The 19381-nt window shown below is 46.3% G+C and carries 16 protein-coding genes; 11 read left to right on the forward strand and 5 right to left on the reverse strand.

The window, feature by feature from the left end; genetic code table 11:
• Positions 1 to 39 precede the first annotated feature (39 nt).
• From mrdA to NIAKO_RS19765, 7 genes are all read left to right on the forward strand, one after another.
• Positions 40 to 2052 (forward strand): penicillin-binding protein 2, encoded by a 2013-nt coding sequence (gene mrdA / locus NIAKO_RS19735; protein ID WP_014220213.1) that lies wholly within the window; start codon positions 40 to 42, stop codon positions 2050 to 2052.
• 80 nt (positions 2053 to 2132) lie between these two features.
• Positions 2133 to 2666 (forward strand): hypothetical protein, encoded by a 534-nt coding sequence (locus NIAKO_RS19740; RefSeq protein ID WP_014220214.1) that lies wholly within the window; start codon positions 2133 to 2135, stop codon positions 2664 to 2666.
• Positions 2666 to 3523: a helix-turn-helix domain-containing protein gene (locus NIAKO_RS19745; protein ID WP_014220215.1), complete on the forward strand. Its 858-nt coding sequence runs from the start codon at positions 2666 to 2668 to the stop codon at positions 3521 to 3523. The genes NIAKO_RS19740 and NIAKO_RS19745 overlap by 1 nt, the downstream gene beginning before the upstream one ends.
• A 59-nt stretch (positions 3524 to 3582) precedes the next feature.
• Complete coding sequence (locus tag NIAKO_RS19750) at positions 3583 to 4740, forward strand: FAD-dependent oxidoreductase (protein ID WP_014220216.1); 1158 nt, start codon at positions 3583 to 3585, stop codon at positions 4738 to 4740.
• A gap of 36 nt (positions 4741 to 4776) precedes the next feature.
• On the forward strand, positions 4777 to 5337 hold the full coding sequence (locus NIAKO_RS19755; protein ID WP_014220217.1) for a histidine phosphatase family protein: 561 nt from the start codon (positions 4777 to 4779) through the stop codon (positions 5335 to 5337).
• A gap of 155 nt (positions 5338 to 5492) precedes the next feature.
• A complete protein-coding gene (locus NIAKO_RS19760) occupies positions 5493 to 6473 on the forward strand; it encodes a helix-turn-helix domain-containing protein (RefSeq protein WP_165761238.1) in 981 nt (326 codons plus the stop codon).
• A gap of 310 nt (positions 6474 to 6783) precedes the next feature.
• A complete protein-coding gene (locus NIAKO_RS19765) occupies positions 6784 to 8034 on the forward strand; it encodes a YncE family protein (RefSeq protein WP_014220219.1) in 1251 nt (416 codons plus the stop codon).
• Between the two features lie 77 nt (positions 8035 to 8111).
• Here the strand turns inward: NIAKO_RS19765 and NIAKO_RS19770 are convergent, their stop codons facing one another.
• Positions 8112 to 8732, reverse strand: a complete 621-nt coding sequence (locus NIAKO_RS19770) for a nitroreductase (protein WP_014220220.1) — start codon at positions 8730 to 8732, stop codon at positions 8112 to 8114.
• Positions 8733 to 8784: 52 nt separating this feature from the next.
• Positions 8785 to 9453 (reverse strand): BON domain-containing protein, encoded by a 669-nt coding sequence (locus NIAKO_RS19775; protein WP_014220221.1) that lies wholly within the window; start codon positions 9451 to 9453, stop codon positions 8785 to 8787.
• Positions 9454 to 9748: 295 nt separating this feature from the next.
• Here NIAKO_RS19775 and NIAKO_RS19780 point away from each other — a divergent pair, with 295 nt between their 5' ends.
• Positions 9749 to 10144, forward strand: coding sequence for a nuclear transport factor 2 family protein (locus tag NIAKO_RS19780; RefSeq protein ID WP_014220222.1), 396 nt, complete (start codon positions 9749 to 9751; stop codon positions 10142 to 10144).
• A 202-nt stretch (positions 10145 to 10346) separates the two neighbouring features.
• Positions 10347 to 11042, forward strand: coding sequence for a S1C family serine protease (locus NIAKO_RS19785; protein WP_049815574.1), 696 nt, complete (start codon positions 10347 to 10349; stop codon positions 11040 to 11042).
• 9 nt (positions 11043 to 11051) lie between these two features.
• Here the strand turns inward: NIAKO_RS19785 and NIAKO_RS19790 are convergent, their stop codons facing one another.
• From NIAKO_RS19790 to NIAKO_RS19800, 3 genes are read right to left on the reverse strand one after another with little or no spacing between them, the layout of a single operon-like run.
• The gene (locus tag NIAKO_RS19790; RefSeq protein WP_014220223.1) at positions 11052 to 14216 is read right to left on the reverse strand and encodes an efflux RND transporter permease subunit; all 3165 of its coding nucleotides are present in this window, start codon (positions 14214 to 14216) and stop codon (positions 11052 to 11054) included.
• A gap of 34 nt (positions 14217 to 14250) precedes the next feature.
• On the reverse strand, positions 14251 to 15393 hold the full coding sequence (locus NIAKO_RS19795; protein WP_014220224.1) for an efflux RND transporter periplasmic adaptor subunit: 1143 nt from the start codon (positions 15391 to 15393) through the stop codon (positions 14251 to 14253).
• A 16-nt stretch (positions 15394 to 15409) separates the two neighbouring features.
• Positions 15410 to 16756: a TolC family protein gene (locus NIAKO_RS19800; protein ID WP_014220225.1), complete on the reverse strand. Its 1347-nt coding sequence runs from the start codon at positions 16754 to 16756 to the stop codon at positions 15410 to 15412.
• A 442-nt stretch (positions 16757 to 17198) separates the two neighbouring features.
• Here NIAKO_RS19800 and NIAKO_RS19805 point away from each other — a divergent pair, with 442 nt between their 5' ends.
• On the forward strand, positions 17199 to 17774 hold the full coding sequence (locus NIAKO_RS19805; protein WP_014220226.1) for an outer membrane beta-barrel protein: 576 nt from the start codon (positions 17199 to 17201) through the stop codon (positions 17772 to 17774).
• Between the two features lie 231 nt (positions 17775 to 18005).
• Complete coding sequence (locus tag NIAKO_RS19810; RefSeq protein ID WP_014220227.1) at positions 18006 to 19295, forward strand: beta-propeller fold lactonase family protein; 1290 nt, start codon at positions 18006 to 18008, stop codon at positions 19293 to 19295.
• Positions 19296 to 19381: the final 86 nt, after the last annotated feature.

Raw genomic sequence — 19381 nt, forward strand, 5'->3', positions numbered from 1 at the left:
CACAAGCACAGGTTCTCCCTAAAATCGCCTGTCATTCAAATGGCAACCTTCAACCAATCGCGCACCAATATCATCCGGCTTATCCTGATCACCGTATTTCTTATTATCGTCGCCCAGTTATTTAACCTGCAGGTACTCTCGGGCAAGTATCGCAAGGACGCGTTCAGAAACGCCGTATTTCCCAAGGTAAAGTATCCCGACAGGGGCATCATCTTCGACCGTAAGGGCAAAGCAATATTGAACAACGTTATCATGTATGACCTGGTGGTAACACCCAATGAAGTGAAAACGGTTGACACTACAGAGCTGTGCTCGCTGTTGGGTATTGATCTTACAGAGTTCAACAAACGCCTGCATGATGCGCGAATAAGGAATGGCGGTTACCGGCCATCCCTGTTTGCGCCGCTGCTGTCTGAAGTGGTGCATGTTCGCCTGGATGAAAATATCTGGAAGTACCCGGGCTTTACTTTGGTGGAACGGCCGGTGCGGGTTTATCCATACAACGCGGGCGCTCATATTCTGGGTTATATCGGCGAAGCAGATTCGGCCATCATCAAACGGTCGGGCGGCTTTTACCGGACCGGCGATTATGTTGGCCGCGCCGGTCTTGAAAATAGTTATGAAAGTGTGCTGATGGGACAACGGGGCGTGGAATACCTGCTAAAAGATAACCACAACAGACTAGTTGGCAGTTACGAAAATGGAAGCGATGATACGGCGGCGATAGCCGGGCGTAACCTGCGTACGTATCTTGATATAGAACTACAGATGCTGGCAGAAAAGCTGCTGCGGGGAAAAGTAGGCGCCGTAGTTGCGCTCGACCCAAAAACCGGCGGCGTACTGGCGATGGCATCCAGTCCCAATTTTAATCCCAATGACCTGGCCGGTGCTGCCAGGCAAAAAAACTATTCGCGGTTGGTGCTGGACGTAGCCAGTCCCATGTTAAACAGGGGCATCAAAGGACTGTACCCACCGGGGTCAACTTATAAACCTATGGGTGCACTGATTGCCCTGGAAGAAGGACTGATCACGCCTGCCAGCAGTTATGATTGCCACGGGACTTATTACGGTTGTAACCGGCCACAGAATTGTACCGAAAAGCAGCCTGGGCATGCAGCCAGTTTAAGGCTCGCCATTGCCTGGTCGTGTAATTCCTTTTTTTCGGATGTTATTAAAAAGACCATCGATAACCCGGCTTATAATAATCCACGGCAGGGATTAACCGCCTGGAAAACGTACATGACGGCTTTCGGTATGGGGCACCGCACCGGAATTGACCTGCCAAGCGAGGACGGTGGCAACATACCGGATACCACGCAATACGATAAAGCCTATCGCGGCCTATGGAACTCCTGTACCATGACGGGCGGCGGCTTAGGCATTGGACAGGATAAGATGCTGGCCACTCCCCTGCAGATCGCGAATTCGGCCTGTATTATTGCCAACAAGGGTTATTATTATACCCCACACCTGGTAGCTGGTATTGATGGAGAAAACGAAACCGATACCCTGTTGAAAAAATACCGGATAAAACACGAGGTGCTTACACACATTTCACCTGAGGTATATAATGTGGTAACTGCAGGTATGCAGGATGTGGTGGAGCATGGAACAGCCAAAAACGCCCGTATCGCCGGTATTAATATGTGTGCCAAAACCGGCACCGCACAAAACAAGATCATGCTGGACGGCAATAGTTTTGAACTGTACAATCACTCCACTTTTGTATGCTTTGCTCCCCGGGAAGATCCCAGGATAGCGATAGCCGTTGTGGTGGAGAATGCAGGGTCCGGCGCTTCATTTGCCGCCCCTATTGCATCGCTTTTAGTAGAAAAGTACCTGCGCGATTCGTTATCAACCGAACGGTTGAAAAAAGTGGAAGAAATTGCAGCTACCAATAAAATGCCTGACTACCTGGGAAGAGTGCAGTACAAGGCAGATTCAACACGCGGGTTTCAATGGTTTAAATTAACAAAGGACAGTAGTTATATCCGTAATTACTTAAAACCAGGCAAACCGTATACGCCGCCGGTGTTGAGGCGGAAGCGATGAGTTAAGGCCTATTAGGATTACCGCAGAGAATAATTGGTTGAGATAAAATTTTCGGGGTATCTTGAACCAATTATTTCCCTATGCAAAGAAGTGTTTTAATATCCATTTTAGTGCTTTTTTTAATATCCTGTAACAGTAACCCTACACCCCAACCGGTTGATTCAGGTACTAAACAGGCCCCGGTAGAAACAAAAATGGATACAACGGTAAACGCAACGGCATCCCAAACATCTATTCCAAAAGAAAGGGAGATTTTCAACGTTTCAAAAAAAATGGGCGATCATGCGGTGCTTGATAGTGCAGATTATAATGTTATAGACAACTATTTATTATATGATCATGATGAAGACGGCTCTGAAGGTATTGGCTTAAATATATTTAATTATTTAAAGGGCAATAAGCCGGCCAATGAAAGTTATTTAAATTTTTTAAATAACAAGGACGCTGCTCTCAGGGAAAAAGTGCTGCCAAAATTAATTGGTATCATGTGTATTGATATGGCAGACAATAAGTATACGTATAAAGGCCTTGTAAAAGACTTTAGTTTATTTAAAGAAAGTAAAGCAGCCGAAAAAGCATTAAAAACATGCATAGCTAATAATGTCGAAGACTAATGCGTTCAAAGAACAAACATATACCTGTTAATACTTTGCCCCAGGGAGTTGGCGAAGGGATCATTATTGCCAGAAGCGAATTGCATGGGTCGCCCAACAACAGGGAAGTAGAACGATCGCACCGCGACGGCGGACATTCCTTTATCCTGCAGGAAAAAGGGATTACCCATCTTGAAATTGACTTTCTAAAATATAAATTAAAAGCCCCGGCGCTTTTGTACATGCACCCCAACCAGGTGCACCGGGTTATCGGGTTCGACAAGGCTACCATCAGCAGCTGGATCATAACCAGTGAAAATTTGCATCCGGAGCTGCTGCACTTACTGGAAGACCTTACTCCTGTTACTCCGTTAACTTTAGATAAAGAAACTTATACCATTCTTGCTGAAACAGCGGCTCTGTGTTTACAATTTGCTGAAAGAAAGCAGGAGAAACTGTATCACCAGATCCTGCAACAAAGCTGTAATACCCTCGTAGCATTGGTCGCTTCCCAGTATGAAGCTCAATTAAAACCGGTTCAAAACCTCAACAGGTTTGAAGTAATCACCAAAGCGTTCAGGTCTTTGCTGGAACAAAACTTTACAACAGTTAAAAGTCCGATGGACTATGCCAGACAATTGAACGTTTCCAAGCAGTATTTAAATGAGTGTGTTAAAACCACTACGGGCTTTTCAGTTTCCTGGCACATCCAGCAACGGATCGTACTGGAAGCAAAACGGCTGTTATACCATTCCGACAAATCTGTAAAAGAGATAGCGAGTGCGCTGGGTTATGAGGACCATTCCTACTTTGGGCGGTTCTTTGCCAAAGTTTCAGGAATGACCCCATTAGCCTTCCGGAGCAAAAACCTCGTTTAGTCCTATACATACCGCGCATCGACCTTGATTGCACTGATGATTGTAGGTTCCTTTGCATCATGTTAGCAAACAAAAAAATAGCCATCGTAGGTGGCGGGCCCGGTGGATTAACACTGGCCAGGCTTTTACAAAGTAAAGGCGCAGCTGTAAAAGTATATGAACGGGATTACAGCCAGGAAGCCCGCGTACAGGGCGCCATAGTTGACCTGCATTTTGACTCGGGGCTGAAAGTGATTAAAGCCGCAGGCTTGCTGGAATCCTTTCAATTGAATTATATGCCCGGGGCTGATAAGTTCCGTTTGCTCGACAAGGATGCAACTATTCTTTTTGATGAACCGGACCAGGGGCCTGCTGATTTTAATGACGAGCGCTTCAGACCGGAGATCGACAGAGGCGCCCTTCGTGACCTGTTAATTGCTTCACTGGCGCCTGATACCGTGGTTTGGGACAGTCAGTTTGCCGGCATGCAGCAGGTTAACAGCGCCTGGCAACTCAGCTTTAAAAATGGAACTACGGCGATGGCCGATCTGGTGATCGGCGCAGACGGTTACCGGTCAAAGGTTAGGCCTTATGTTACAGACATCAAAGAACGCTATTCAGGCGCCACCATTATCCAGGGCGAAATAAACGATCCGCAAAAAGACTGTCCGGAGGTGAATGCCTTGGTTAACAAAGCTAATTTGATTGCCATGGGTGTGGGAAAAACCATCGCGGCACAACCAAGAGGCGATGGTGGTATAACTTTTTATACAGCTTCTTTATATCCCGAAAACTGGATCAAATCGGGTGGAATTGACTTTAATGACAACCAGCAGGTATATGATTATTTAGTTGGTTTCTATGCAGATTGGGACCCGGTATTTCACACGATGTTCAAAGCGGGCAGCCATTTTGTACCCCGGCCCTTAAACTATTTTCCTTTGGACCAGCACTGGCATGCACAGGCAACCATTACCCTTATTGGCGATGCCGCGCATTTGATGCCACCATCGGGCGAAGGCGTTAATACGGCCATGCTGGACGCCCTGGACCTTAGCGAGTGTATTGCCAATGGTGAATATAATGATCTGCAGGCGGCCATAGCAGCTTATGAACAACGGATGCGGGCAAGAGCTGCCGTATTGGGCCGGGAAGCACTGGAAGGCATAAAAGATTTTGCTTCGCCCGGCACGGCTTCGATACAGAAAATGTTGCAGCTGTTTGATCCAATAGGGTAATAGTTGGTAACTTCAAACTACAATAAACCAGGAAGTATGAATAACCTTTTAAAAAGCGTATTGGCAGTAATAGTAATAACCCTCACGGGTAATACCAGCTTTGCGCAAAAGCAAAATGCAAGCGTACAACGTGTGGTAATTATCCGGCATGGCGAAAAGCCCGACAATGGCGATAATCTTTCCTGTAAAGGATTTAACAGGTCGCTGCAGTTGCCTGCTGTCCTATATGCCAAATACAAGGTGCCTGACAAGATCTTTGTACCATCCATAAATAACAGTAAATCTGCCAGTCATGTAAGAATGTTTGAGACCATTACGCCCTTTGCGATAAAATACAATGTCGCCATCAACTCAAAATATGATGTGGACAATGTAAAAGAAATGGCAGCAGCCATTCTGAAAACAAATGGTTATGCGCTGATAGTTTGGGAGCACGATAAAATAGACAACCTGGTGAAAGCGCTGGGCGCAGATGCCAAAGGAATAAAATGGAGTGGCGACGATTTCGATTCTATCTGGGTGATCACTTTTAAAAACGGTAAAGCTACCTTTTCCACCGATAAAGAAAATATAAACCCGGCAAACGATTGCAGGTAGCTGGCTAAATCATTATTTTAGTGATCTTGTCACAATGACGCTTAAATAATTGATTGATGCAGGCTCTTGATTGGCCCCTTTTCCTGTCGGAAACCCTTTTTAGTAGGTTTGATGGTTCATATGAGCTCCCCTATCTTTCCAATTCGCCACAATTGATGGCGGAAAGTATAGCGCAGTTACCGGTAACGGAACACAATCGATTGCGTCAGCTGATCAGCACGAATAACCAGTTTTTCAAAGGCGTTATGCATTACCGGCAGGCGGCTGAGGGATTGTGGATCCTGGCAACGGAAATGGCCCCGGAAAAAGACCTGGTATCACGGGCCCTGTACGATGCCACGCTTACAGCTGATTATTATTTTCTATCCTTCGCCGTATTTGAATATCGGTTTCCTTTAGACGAAACAGGCAATGCAGCTACCCTGCGAAGCACTACCTGCACTTTTTATAAGCCCCGCACCGAGGTAGCCACTTTTTTTTATACCGGCAGTACCGGTCGCTTTTACAATATTGCCTTTACCCGCAACTGGGTAGAACAGCACCTGGTATTTTCTTCCACGGCAGAAAAGGAAAAAGCGCTGCAGTTTTTGAATAACGAAACCGGTTTTTTGAACTGGATAGATATTGTGCCGGCTGCCGAAACGCTTTCGACAGCCATCTGGCAGCAACTGCAGAGCGACGAAACACCTGACAGCAACCCACAGTGGTTTGCCGATACCCTTCACCAGGTTATTGGTCATTTTTTTCAAGCGGCATTTGCCGATAAACGCCTGGAAAACTATTCTTCGCTGTATAATAAAGACTATGCAAAGGTGGCCCTGGCAGAAAAGCAGATGCTGAACAATCTGCACAAACCATTTGCCGGCGTGGATGCCATGGCTAAAACAGCCGGCATGTCGCCTACCAAACTGAAGGCTATTTTCAAATCGGTGTTTGGCTTTTCCATGCTGCAGTATCATAAAGAAAAGAACCTGTTGTTTGCCCGCCAACTGGTGCAGCGTTCGCCCGTACAGGTAAAAATAGTAGCGGCCATTGCCGGTTATAAAACAGTAAACAAATTCTCAGCAGCGTATAAAAAGCGGTTTGGCGTGTTACCCACTGAAGACAGACGAACGGTCGTTGATGGAGCGTACTGAAAAAAATGTCCGATTGGACTATTGAATCATCCCCATACACTTTGCTGGTTTCTAAATGTGAGATTATCTTGGCAGCCCATTTAAATGCTTTAAGATATTAGTTTCACATCAGGGGTCATCTCAAAACAAGAGGCTGCATCAGCAATGGTGCAGCCTCGCTATTTGAAGTATCATGCTAAAATTATATCTTTGTGTTACCAGGAAGGATGAAGTGGACGTTTCTCTGCTTTGTCCTTTTTTTATGACCCCTAAACAGTATCCAGACTATACCTGCGAACGACGCTTATAGCCTGGGTGAAAAACCCTTTCCATGAAAACATGTCAGGTTATTGCAAACCTATTTCTATGTTATATCTGTTGTGCATTCGAGAGACCTCCTGTTACCCGCTTAGCCAATGACATTTTTACCGGCGGCGATCATATTTTAAACAATACTGATACGACCCGGCGCACCCCCGGTGATACCCTTTCGGTGCTTCCCTCGAAGGCCTATACCAGGTTGATGTTTCAAAAAACCGAACATATAAAAGCGGCTCCCGGCACCAAATCAGTTTTATTTAATAAAACGGGCCAAAAACTGTATGCCATGAACCTGGAAGGCATGAGCATTTATGAATTTAACCAGGCCACCAGACAAATAGCACGGGAATTTAAATTTATTCCAACAGCAGGTATTGGTTGGGATTATGACTCTAACAAACCCATCCATAGCTATGAAGAAAAACCGGTAGAAGCCTGCCTGAGCCACGACGACAAATTTCTTTGGGTTTCCCTGCACAACGCTGCCAGTATTGTACCCATCCCTACCGAGCCTGTCTTTAACTGGACGGTGGACACCAGTGATATCAAAATAAAGCAAAAGAAGATCTATATAGAGTATACAGGTTCTGCCAACAAAGATTCTATCCGGGTACCGGTTATTGCAACAGGTAATACCCCCAAAGTAATTGCCCGTACAGCAGACAGTAAGAATATCCTGGTAAGCAACTGGCATTCTCACACGGTGAGCGTACTGGCTACAGATACTGCCAATTTCCCTTATGCGAAAATAGTGAGCACCGTTCCGGTGTCTGCCATTCCCAGAGGCATAGTGGTAGATGAAGAACGAAAGAAATCGTATGTAGCAATTATGGGCGGCGCCAGCATTACGGTTATCAATAACGAAAGCTGGACAAAAGAATCGGAGATCCCCGTAGCCTCCAACCCACGTCACATCGTATTGGGTGACAGCGGGCGGTTATTGGTATCTTACAACAAACTGGGGCGCGTGGCCTGTATTGACCCTGTAGCAGGTAAAACATTATTCTCAGCGCCTACCCATGCGCAACCACGCACCATTGCGCTTTCTAAAAATCACCGGTTTTTATTTGTAACCTGTTATAGCAGCGATAAGGTAGAAGTATTTAAGGTAAACGATAACAGTTTCACCCGCATTGCTTCCCTTAATTGTGCAGGCCACCCCGTAGGGGTGGATCTTTTTGAAGATGATAATAAACTGGAAGCCTGGGTTTGCAGTTATCACAACGGCACGATCAATATCTTTTCGTTTGGGAAGAAATGAGTTGAAGAATATTACAAGAAAAGCTTCACAGAAATGTGGAGCTTTTCTTATGCTTATACCTTTGCGCCGTGTACGGGTCATTGAACGAAAAACATATTTCCCGTTTTATGCTCATGCACTTCCGGTGTTTCATTGCCATAGCCTATAATAATTGAAAGCAATACCTCCTCTTCAGCCGGAATGTGAAGCAGGGGGTAGTCTTTTGTTTGAGCAACAAATTTGCCGAAACCAACCGGGCAGGTGTCTAAACCAAGCGCTTTTGCCGCCAGCATAATATTCTGGGCACACATTCCGATATCCAAAGCAGCCCATTCATAATTTACCGGGGCAGTGAGAAATATGACAGCCGGCGCGCCGTGAAATACCGGATCTTTCAGCTTCTCCCAATCCGGATGCGTAATAAAATGTAACAGACCGGCTGCGGCTTTGGTAAGTTTCAGTACGCCTGACTTCATAACACCCTTCAATGCCGTACGCGTTATCTCTTTTGAGAACCTGTCTATCATTTGCCTGTCTGTTAAGATATAAAAGTGCCAGGGCTGATTATTCAAGGCAGAGGGCGCCATTCGTCCGGCGTCAAGGACCTGTTCAATCAGCGCCCGGTCAACCGGTTTGTCCTTATACCTTCGAACTGCACGTCTCTCATAAATCACCTTTAAAACATCTATAGCAACCGAAGGAGCTAATATATTACTCATAGTATGAAAAGGTTAATTATAAATAATGACCAACAAAGGGGCGTCAATACAACTAAAAAGCAAATGATTCTTCTTCCACTACAAGATCGTTCTCAACGCTGGTAACACCGGGCGCCGCCCAGGCAGCATTTTCAGCATCTTCCCTTTCTGCAATTGAACGGACCCTCCCGCGCAGCGTAACCCTGCCCCCATCCGTTTGAACGGTGATCCTGTCTGAATCGATAGTGGCAGACCTTACCAATGCGGCAGTGATATTGTCTTTGATATTAGCCGGCTTCACAGAGGGCTTGATGATAATAAAATTATTAACCTTGCGTACACCGGTCAGTTTTTCAACAGCCCGTTTTGCTTCTGTTCGCTGATACTCCCACTCCATCTCGCCTTCCAGTGAAACAACGCCATCTTCCACCTTTACTCTTATTTTCTGATCGGGGATACTTGTATTCCATTTCAATGCAAACAGCACTGCATCGGCAATTTCTGTATCCGTTTTTCGAAAGCTGGGCGACATACCTACCTGGATGTCTTCCGCTACCGCTTTAACTCCTGCTATTTTCTTTGCAGCGTCTTCGGCTGCGATCTTCTTTGAATAAGTATCTACCATACCCGACAACGTAACAATACCGTTTCTGACTGCAACGCCAATTTCAGCAGCACTCAGATCAGGCTCCCATTTTAATTGATCCATTACATCCTGTTGGATCTGAATATCTGATTTCATAATGGAAATTTTAGTATTAATAATTTAATTACCCTCAGGATATTCGTTGTAGTATTTACAGGGAGGATTTATGATAATAAATTTACCAGTCAAAGGCGACGAAAATTATGACTACCATCAACCTGTATGCTGATCTACGTTCAGGGGATTTTTTATCATAAATAAGTTAAACCCAGCCAGTCGATTTGTATACCTCTTCAGCCTATTCCTTTCTCAGGATCGCAGCTACATTTGCCCCGTCAAATAGCATTGACAGATCATTCATCAACACATTTTTTCATTAAAAGATCATTTCATGAAAAGTACATTCTTTACTGAAGAGCCGGTTACTTCCGCTTTGGGCGTATTGTCCGAAAAAGTGCTGCAACGCCACTTACGTTCTTTTGACCGCAACGACCTGGAAACACTGATGATGGATTATACAGATCAATCGGTACTGATAACGCATGATGCCACTTACGCAGGCATTAATGAAATAAGGGCCTTCTTTGTGGGATTAATGAATCATTTTCCCAAAGGGCACTCCACTTTCGAGCTGGTTAAACGGGTGATCAGGGACGAACTGATATTTATCGTTTGGCATGGAACAACACCCAGCCTGGAAGTTTCGATGGGTACAGATACATTTATAATAAAAGATGGCAAGATCCATCAACAGACCTTTGCAGGCCAAATGAAATTCCTCAACTAAGGAAAGGCGATCGATTAGTGCAACTGTTTTGCCATCATGAATTTTAACTATAAAATTCATGATGGCAAGGCTATTATAGTGTTGAACGCTATGACATGGCGATCATCTTAAATGAAACTGTACTGGTTTAAAGTTTATTGGAAGGGGCACAGGGATCTAAAAGGTCGCTGTAAAGGCGGCTTTTTTTTATATACCATTCCCAATGATCCTGGCGCCCCGTTCTTCTGACCAAATTCAGGGCCTGCCTGCCATAACAATCGGCAATTCAGACAGCCTGCATTTGGGGCAGTGGGTACTTGCTGTTGGCTATCCGTTGAATCTCAATGTTACTGTTACCCATGGCATCGTAAGCGCTAAAAGCAGGGATATTGGTGTTAATCAGGCTGCTACTTCGCCGGTTGACGCATTCATCCAAACCGACGCAGCCGTTAATCCGGGCAGCAGCGGCGGCGCCCTGGTAAATACCAATGGTGAACTGGTGGGCATCAGCGCGGCCATTATTTCACCAACCGGCGCCTACGCGGGCTACGCGTATGCCATCACCTCGAATCTTATGAAAAAGGTGGTGGTCGATATTATACAATTTGGCTCGGTACAACGGGGTTACCTGGGTATTAATATGGCCCCTCCCGACCTCGACAGCACCAGGAAGAAAGCATTGGGAATAAATGACGACATTGCTGCGGTTTGGGTGTTGGATGTAGACCCATACGGAGCAGCAGCCCAGTCCGGCATTCAAAAAGGCGATGGGCTCATCAGGATCAATGGAATTCCTGTTAGCACCAATTCGGAAGCCAGTGAACTGATCGCCCGGCAAAAGCCGGGAGATACCATTAGTGTAACTTACCTGCGCGGAAGAGCAGAGAACACCGCCCGTGTTGTTCTGAAGAAAAAGTAGGCAAGCCCCCTACTCCCCTAATTTCCGTTCCTTCTTTCGCAGCTCCTCCAGCTTTGCCTTGCCATATGATAACCTGGTAATGACAACGAACAACACCGGCACAATAAAAATTGATAAGGCAGTTGCGGAGATCATGCCGCCGAAAACCGTCCAGCCAATGGTCATACGGGCATTGGCGCCTGCGCCGCTGGCAAAGGCCAGTGGCAGCACTCCCAGTATAAAGGCAAGGGAAGTCATCAAAATGGGCCGTAAACGCAGTTTAACGGCTTCCAGTGTTGAGGCAACCAGTTCCTGCCCGCGGTCCACGCGCTCCTTGGCAAATTCCACGATCAGGATCGCGTTCTTGGCCGCCAACCCGATGAGGGTGATCAACCCTACCTGCGCATATACGTTGTTGGAGAGTGTCGGAATGAAGGTAAGCGTTAGTATTGCGCCAAAAGCGCCAATAGGTACCGCCAGCAGCACCGAGAAGGGCACCGACCAGCTTTCATACAAAGCCGCCAGGAACAGGAATACAAATGCCAGGGACAGCGCGAAGATGTACACGGTTTTTGAACCGGAGTTTACTTCCTCCCGGCTTAACCCCGAAAATTCATATCCATAACCGGTAGGTAATACTTTATCGGCCACCTCGCGCAAGGCAGTAAGCGCGTCACCACTACTGTAACCTTCCTTTGAGCCCCCGTTTATTTCGGCAGACCGGAACAGGTTATAGTGCTGAATAAGCGGTGCGCTTTCGGTGGAGGTGTAAGAAGTAACTGCACTCAGCGGGATCATACTGCCGGCAGTATTACGAACATAATATCGTTGCAGTTCGCTGATATCGCCCCGGAAGGTAGTATCTGCCTGGGCCACCACGCGAAAGTTTCTACCATAAATATTAAAGTCATTCACATACCGGCTGCCCATAAATGTTTGCATGGTGTTGTACACATCTGCAATAGAAATCCCAAGCTTTTTACATTGTTCGCGGTCCACATTCACCTGGTAACCCGGCGTACGGGCGGTGAAGAAGGAGAAGGCGCGGTTGATCTCCGGCCGCTTATTGGCTTCCACCACAAAATTCTGCACTACCTTTTCAAAGGTCTTCAGGTCGTCCGTGCTTTCGCGTTGTTGTAATTCAAAAGTAAAACCGGCGGTTTGTCCTAACCCCGGAATAGGCGGCGGCGGGATCACTACTATGTTGGCGTTTTTAATGGAAGATAATTTCTTCTGTATTTCAGCGATCACGCCGTTTATCTGTAACTGTTTATCTTTTCTGTCGTCCCAGGGTTTTAACTGGGTGAACACTGTGCCGGCGTTCGATTTGGTAGAGAAGGTAACCACGTTCAACCCGCCCAGGGCTGCATAGTGCGCCACGGCCGGCATACTTTTCAATGTGTTTTGTATGGTATTCAACACTTCAATACTGCGGCCGGTTGAAGAGGCTTCGGGCAGTTCGTACGTGATGTATACGCGGCCTTCATCTTCGGTAGGAATAAAACCGGTGGGTTTGGTTTTAAACAACAAATAAGTGCCCACCAGTATACACACCAACAGGATCATCACATAGCGTGAGCCTTTGATAAATGTATGTACACCCTGGCCATAGGAATTAGTTGTTCGGGTAAACCAGGCGTTAAATTTAAAGAAGAACTTATTAAGCCCCTTTGCCTCTTTGCTGATATGGCTGGGCTTTAATAACAGGGTACATAAAGCCGGCGTGAGCGATAACGCAATAAATGCCGAGATCAATACCGAGATGGCAATAGTAATGGCAAATTGCTGGTACAACCTGCCCACGATACCGGGAATGAAACCAACAGGAATAAACACGGAAGCCAGGATAAGCGCAATAGCCACCACCGGGCCTGAGATATCGCCCATGGCGGCCGATGTAGCATCTTTGGCCGACATTTTTTGTTCTTCCATATAATGCTGTACCGCCTCCACCACCACAATGGCATCATCTACCACTATCCCGATGGCCAGCACAAAACCAAACAGCGTAAGGGTATTGATGGTAAAGCCAAGCGGAATAAAAAATATAAAGGTACCGATGATACTCACCGGGATGGCGAGTACCGGGATCAGCGTAGCCCGCCAGTTTTGCAGGAACAGGAATACCACCAGTACTACCAGCGCCAATGCTTCCAGCAGCGTATGCACCACTTCATGGATAGAAACCTCTACCACCGAAACAGCTTCAAAGGGGATCACATAATCGACATCGGTGGGAAATGATTTTTTCAGCCGGTCCATTACATCATATACACCTTGTGCAGTTTCCAGGGCGTTACTGCCGGGGGCCTGGTAAACCAGCAGGTAAGATGCTCTCAACCCATCTACAAAAGAATTGTTTGAATAATTGAATTTACCCAGTTCAACCCTGGCCACATCCTGCAGGTAAACAATAGAACCGTTCTGCGGATTGCTGCGTACAATGATCTTTTTAAACTGATCGGCCGTAGTAAGCCGGCTGTTGGTAAACACGGTGTATTCAAACGCCTGCACCGAACGTTGTGGCGGGGCGCCTACTGAACCGGCAGCTACCTGCAGGTTCTGTTCTGTGAGGGCGGCAATTACCTCATTGGCCGTTATGCCTAATTGCGCCAGTTTATCGGAATGCAGCCATACGCGCATACTGAAATCATCGGCCCGGGTAAATACGTCGCCCACGCCTTTTACGCGCAACAGGGCGTCCTTTACATATATATTGGTAAAGTTGTCCAGGAAGGGTACCGCGTGTGTTCCCTTTGGTGAGAACATGGCCACCAGCATCAGGATACTGGGGTTACGCTTACGAACGGTAAGGCCAAGGCGTTTCACATCGTCGGGCAAAGCAGGTGTAGCCACACTTACCCGGTTTTGTACATCCAGCGCAGCAATGTCAACGTTAGTACCTACTTCAAAAGTTACGTTCATGGTGGTACGGCCATCGCTGGTGCTGTTGCTTTGCAAAAAGGCCATGCCGGGCGTACCGTTTATCTGCGTTTCAACAGCCGTGGTGGTGGTTTGTTCCACCGTTTGGGCGTCGGCGCCGGTAAAGGCCCCGGTTACCTGAACGACAGGCGGCGTAATGTTAGGATACTGCGCTATGGGTAAACCATCCATCGCCAGTAAGCCTGTCATTACGATCACAATGGAGATCACTATAGCGGTTACCGGTCGTTTTATAAATGTATTAGCGATCATAAAGTAGCTTCTTGAAAATAATCAATAGTCAATATTACTTCGCTGCCGTAGGCGCCCCTGCGGGTTTTGGCTGTCCGATCTGTACAGGCGATCCTTCTTTTAACTTTTGCGTACCATCTGTTATCACCTGCTCTCCTTCGTTGAGCCCATCGTTAATAACCACCTGGTCGCCGATGCGGGCGCCCAGGCTTACCTTTTTTTGATGGGCCGCCTTGCCATCGGTGGTATATACAAAGTATTCCCCCATTTGCTCAATAATGGCTTTTTGGGGGATCATCAATTTTTCTGCTTTGGCATCGTTCAATATCTGCACATTCGCCGTCATCCCCGCTTTCAGGTCGCTTTCTTTATTGGAAAAAACCAGCCGTGCTTTTATGGTGCCGGTTTGCGGATCAACCGCCCGGTCAATTAAATAGATCTGCCCGGGAAAGGGATAAGTTTCCTGGCCGGGTAATATCAGCTTGAAGGTGGAATCTTTCACTGTGCCGCCTTTCTTTTTCAATCGCTCAAAACGATACAGGTCTTTTTGATCGATGGCCACATCAACAGCCATGGGATCGTCTGAAGAAATGGTATTCAACAGGGTTTGTCCGGCAGAAACGGAGGTGCCCAGTTTTGCCTGTGAAATACCAATGGTGCCATCAAAGGGCGCATAAATGGTGGTATAGCGCAAACCGGTGCCCACACTTTCAACATTGGCTTTGGCCGCGGCTACCTGTTTTTGCGCGGCTGCCAGGGCGGCATCGGCATAATCTACCTGCTGTTTGGCAATGGCGTCATGCTTTTCCAGTTCATGGTAGCGGTCGGCATCCTTCTGGGCTTTCACCAGGTTGGTTTCCTGCACCTGCAAATTGGCCTCTGCCTGCTGGTAATTGGCCACGTATTGCTGCCGGTCTATTTCATACAACTTTTGTCCTTTTCTTACCTGGCTCCCATCTTTAAAAAAGATACCGGTCAAATACCCGTTTACCTGCGGCCGCAGATCAACCTGGTTCAACGGCGTTACCGTAGCCGGGTATTGATCGTAATAAGTTGCATTGCCTTTTGTTACAGTATATACATTTACGGGAACGGGCGGTGGGGCCGCTTGTTGGTTTTTGCCTTTATCATCTTTACACGACCACAGGAAACAACCGGCGCCGGTAAAAATAATTGCCCATGAAAGCTGTTTGTTCATATACGTTAGCTTTTTATCAAAATGATAAAGTACCGAGTGCTTTTTCAACATCTATTTTACTTGATAATACCTGGTATAATGCATTATAATAATTCAACTGGGTGGCACGCAATTCAGTTTCAGCAACAATAACTTCCAGGTAAGTTTTAACACCCGACTTGTACTGCAATGTGAGTGTGTTATATACATCCCCGGCCAGATCGAGATTTTCTTTCTGCGCGTAAAAATCACTGAGGTTGTTTTTATAGGTGGCTAGGGCCTGGGCGTATTGGGCGTTGATGTTATTTTTAAGGTCCGTCATTTCCACCTCGTTCCGTTTTAACTGCAGGTTGGCCTGCCTGATATTCCACATGCGTTTACCGCCCTGAAAAAGCGGCCAGGTTAGCCCCAGACCAACGTACGAATTGGGGAACGAGTGATTGAACAATTTTGAAAATTCATCGTTCTGGTAAACCACATTATAATAACCAAAAGCCGACAACGTAGGAATGTAACTCCATTGATTGTATTTTACATTGGCCTGCAGCAGTCTTTGCTGTGTTTGCAATTGCTGGAATTCTATCCGGCTTTCATACTGTACTTTCTGAAGGGTATCTAATGCTATTCCCCCTTCCATATGGGTGGTATCGAATGATAACTGCAATGCCTGTTCTGCCGGATACCCCATTTGCTGCTTCAGGTAAGCATAACGCGCAACCAGCAGGTCCTGCGTACCCTTGCGCTGGGCCCTTACGTTGTTCAATGAAATGCCGGCCCTTTTATAATCGGTTTTATCCACTATCCCGCTTTGGTATTGATAATAGGCATCTTTCAAACTCCGGTCCAGCCGGGTAATGGTCTCATCCAGTACCTGGATCTGTTCCTGGGTAAGCAGCACATCGTAAAAAGCTTTTGAGATGGCGGCCACTACCTCAATTTTATTGGCCGTTGTTGTTTGCCGGGCATTCTTCCGCACATCCCGGGCGGTACGGCTTGCCAGCAATACATCGCGGTTAAAAATAGTTTGGGTCAATGCCAACTGGGGTGTTGCGTAATTGTGCACGCCTGTTTGTACTTCCTTTTTAGGGCCATTCAGGTTGTTAAAGTCAGGAAAAATAGAAACCGGCATTTTCAGATAATGCTGGTAGTTAGCCGACAAATTCAATTGCGGATACCAATCGGACAGTTTGTCTTTAATAGTTGTTTCTGTGATCTCTTCATCAATTTTAGAAGCCCGGATAGCGGGTTGGTGCTCCAGCCCATACCGGATACAATTGGGCAGGGTCGCTTCGCTGAGCGTAGTATCAGTTGTTGCTGTTGCCTGCGGGTACAATAATGAAGGGTACAGTATCAATAACAAAAAGAAAGTAGATACTCCATTCATAGAACGTGTAATAACAGGTGATAAAATATCGGAAAACGGTTTGGGCAGGAATAAAAACAGCGGTGGGTAGGAGTAAACGGTAAAATTAACTGACCGGCTGAATAAAAGTTGCTACGCCGTCATTAACAACGAATTAAAATTAAGGAAGAAAAGGCAATGACGATCAACCAATAATAAAAAAGAACGTCAGAACACCGGATCTTAAATTGTCCGGGGCATCTTCCCCAACTGCCCGCTTTCTCAAACTGACGCAAAAAATATTTGTGCTGAAGCCGCATTTTCATCTGTCGGGTTGCCTAGGAAGTATCCAATGCTTACCACACACGCTCGTCTTCCATCCTGCTCTACATCTCCCCTTTGTTGCCTGTAAGTAGCCTCGTTCCCTGGGAAGCGCTATTTTATTTTTTAACCGCCTTGTGCAGGCAAGGCAAAATTTCCTTTTATGAAAAGACTGTTTATTTCGTTGTTGGCATTGTTATGTGGTACAGTGGTATCCCGGGCACAAATTGTGATAAAGCCAGCCGTGGGGCTCAATTTTACCGACTTTTCAAAAAACGAAGGCGGTGATTTCAAGGCCAAAGTGGGGTGGCAGCTCGGTGGTTCTGTTATGTTCTCTATGAAAAAATTCTATCTGGACCCAGGCGTTTTTTATATTCAGAAATCAACCCAGTTCAATTCTTCGTCCAGTTCAGTAGAAGATGTTAAGTTCGACATAAGCGGCATCCGGATACCGGTGTCTATCGGCTACAACTTTGGGGATGAAAAATCTACGGTAAACGCCCGCATTTTTGGCGGCGGGTCGGCGTTCATCCTCACAAATACTAAAAACATTGATAAAGACGCCATAAAGAACGCTCAGTGGGGTGTATATGCAGGCGCAGGGCTTGATATTTCTATGTTCTTCCTGGATGCCTCCTATGAATGGTCGCTCACCAATATCAGCGATAACGTAAGCAATGTAGATGTTGGTAAAACCAGGGCGATCTTTATTCAGGCCGGGATCCGGATAAAATTATAAGAGGAAAGCCGGTTTATATAAGCGAATCAAATAATTGATCGCCGCAGTTGTGGAAATACTGCGGAACGGGAAAAATAATCTACGGACATGATTCCCTTTCAGGGATTTTATCTCACAACGCATATATTTTATTATGAATGAGTAGTATACTCAGCTTGCACTACCCATTTTGGTGATGGTATTGAATTTGTACTTTCCAAAGAGCACTTCACCCAAATTATATCGCGCCGTATGAGCAAGCAAATCCTGAAACCTGTGAGTGCCTCCCTGTGGGCACTTGTACTCTGCTGTTTATTGCTTTCCTGTGAAAAGTTTAATGAATATAGTGGTAGCTGGCATTCCGAAAATGTATCCGACATTCTTTATATCCAGACAAATAATTCTGAACAAGGCCAGAATGGAATACTCGCCTATAAAATTTATAAAGACGGCCATTCTATGCTGATGACAGAAAGCCCCTTTCTTACTGGTGGAACAGGCATTCCAAGTTCCCCGAACGCCGGCTCCTTTAATTCAGACCATGAAGTTATGATCTCGAGCGATAAGCATTTTTTGCTCACCGTTAATTCCGGGGATAATACAATTTCGGTATTTACCATCCATCACGACGGCACATTGACACTGGTTCCGGGCGCACCGTTCTATTCCAATGGAGAAACTCCGGTAAGCCTGACCCAGTGGAAACAGTTTGTTATTGTACTTAATAAAAGTAACAATCCGGTACAACCATCTTCTTCGGCGCCTAATTATTCTGTGTTTACGTTAGAAAGCAATGGCAGTTTAACACCGGTAAGTAAAATGGAGGTACGCGATGGCATTTCGCCGGGCCAGGTACTGGCATGCCGCACAAGCCCGTTTGTATATGGCGGCAATACCTGGGGATTTAATTATACGCCACCAGCCGAAAGACTTGATCTGTTTTCAATTGGCACAGACGGCGTGTTAAAGCCCGGACCTGATACGCCGGCTATCGATCCGCAGAAAGGGGGTGCATTGGGTTTGTGCGAGAACTGGCAGCAGCATGTACTATACGTGGCATTTCCTATGGAGGGCCGTTTCAGTTATTATGATATGAATACAATCACAGGCGCCTTAACACATGCAGGCGATACCGATGCTGGCCGGGGTTGTAGCCGCTTTTGTACAGACAATGAAAATAACTGGTTATTCACCACCAATACCATGGAGAACTCGGTTAGTATGTTCGACATAAGCAATGCCCATGAACCGCGTAAATCGGGTGAGCTTGCACTTAAGCAATGCGGACCAGTCTACAACACCCTGTATTATGGCAGCAGTACCAGCAGCGCCTGTGTTTCGCTGGCCATAAGCAGCAACGATCAGCTGCTATATATAGTTTCTCAGCATACGAACCCCGATCTCTCTATAGGAAATTACAATTACCTGCATGTGCTGCATATTGGTAGCGGTTCCGGTTTGCAGGAATCGTATGAACCGGAGCAGTTGCCGGTCCCCAATAATTTCATGCCCCGGGGGTTGGCGGTTTTGCAGATGAAATAAACCTGTTTTAAAAATCTCCTCCCGGGAGCGGATTTCCACTCTCGTACAACTTGTCCGGAACCGAACAGTTTTCCCCCCTGCTATTC

The organism is Niastella koreensis GR20-10 (assembly GCF_000246855.1).
Classification (GTDB): domain Bacteria; phylum Bacteroidota; class Bacteroidia; order Chitinophagales; family Chitinophagaceae; genus Niastella; species Niastella koreensis.

Bases quoted from the DNA above. Each gene is read 5' to 3' on its own strand.
- mrdA (WP_014220213.1), top strand. From the start codon at position 40: ATGGCAACCTTCAACCAATCGCGCACCAATATCATCCGGCTTATCCTG.
- NIAKO_RS19740 (WP_014220214.1), top strand. From the start codon at position 2,133: ATGCAAAGAAGTGTTTTAATATCCATTTTAGTGCTTTTTTTAATATCC.
- NIAKO_RS19745 (WP_014220215.1), top strand. From the start codon at position 2,666: ATGCGTTCAAAGAACAAACATATACCTGTTAATACTTTGCCCCAGGGA.
- NIAKO_RS19750 (WP_014220216.1), top strand. From the start codon at position 3,583: ATGTTAGCAAACAAAAAAATAGCCATCGTAGGTGGCGGGCCCGGTGGA.
- NIAKO_RS19755 (WP_014220217.1), top strand. From the start codon at position 4,777: ATGAATAACCTTTTAAAAAGCGTATTGGCAGTAATAGTAATAACCCTC.
- NIAKO_RS19760 (WP_165761238.1), top strand. From the start codon at position 5,493: ATGGCGGAAAGTATAGCGCAGTTACCGGTAACGGAACACAATCGATTG.
- NIAKO_RS19765 (WP_014220219.1), top strand. From the start codon at position 6,784: ATGAAAACATGTCAGGTTATTGCAAACCTATTTCTATGTTATATCTGT.
- NIAKO_RS19770 (WP_014220220.1), bottom strand. From the start codon at position 8,732: ATGAGTAATATATTAGCTCCTTCGGTTGCTATAGATGTTTTAAAGGTG.
- NIAKO_RS19775 (WP_014220221.1), bottom strand. From the start codon at position 9,453: ATGAAATCAGATATTCAGATCCAACAGGATGTAATGGATCAATTAAAA.
- NIAKO_RS19780 (WP_014220222.1), top strand. From the start codon at position 9,749: ATGAAAAGTACATTCTTTACTGAAGAGCCGGTTACTTCCGCTTTGGGC.
- NIAKO_RS19785 (WP_049815574.1), top strand. From the start codon at position 10,347: ATGATCCTGGCGCCCCGTTCTTCTGACCAAATTCAGGGCCTGCCTGCC.
- NIAKO_RS19790 (WP_014220223.1), bottom strand. From the start codon at position 14,216: ATGATCGCTAATACATTTATAAAACGACCGGTAACCGCTATAGTGATC.
- NIAKO_RS19795 (WP_014220224.1), bottom strand. From the start codon at position 15,393: ATGAACAAACAGCTTTCATGGGCAATTATTTTTACCGGCGCCGGTTGT.
- NIAKO_RS19800 (WP_014220225.1), bottom strand. From the start codon at position 16,756: ATGAATGGAGTATCTACTTTCTTTTTGTTATTGATACTGTACCCTTCA.
- NIAKO_RS19805 (WP_014220226.1), top strand. From the start codon at position 17,199: ATGAAAAGACTGTTTATTTCGTTGTTGGCATTGTTATGTGGTACAGTG.
- NIAKO_RS19810 (WP_014220227.1), top strand. From the start codon at position 18,006: ATGAGCAAGCAAATCCTGAAACCTGTGAGTGCCTCCCTGTGGGCACTT.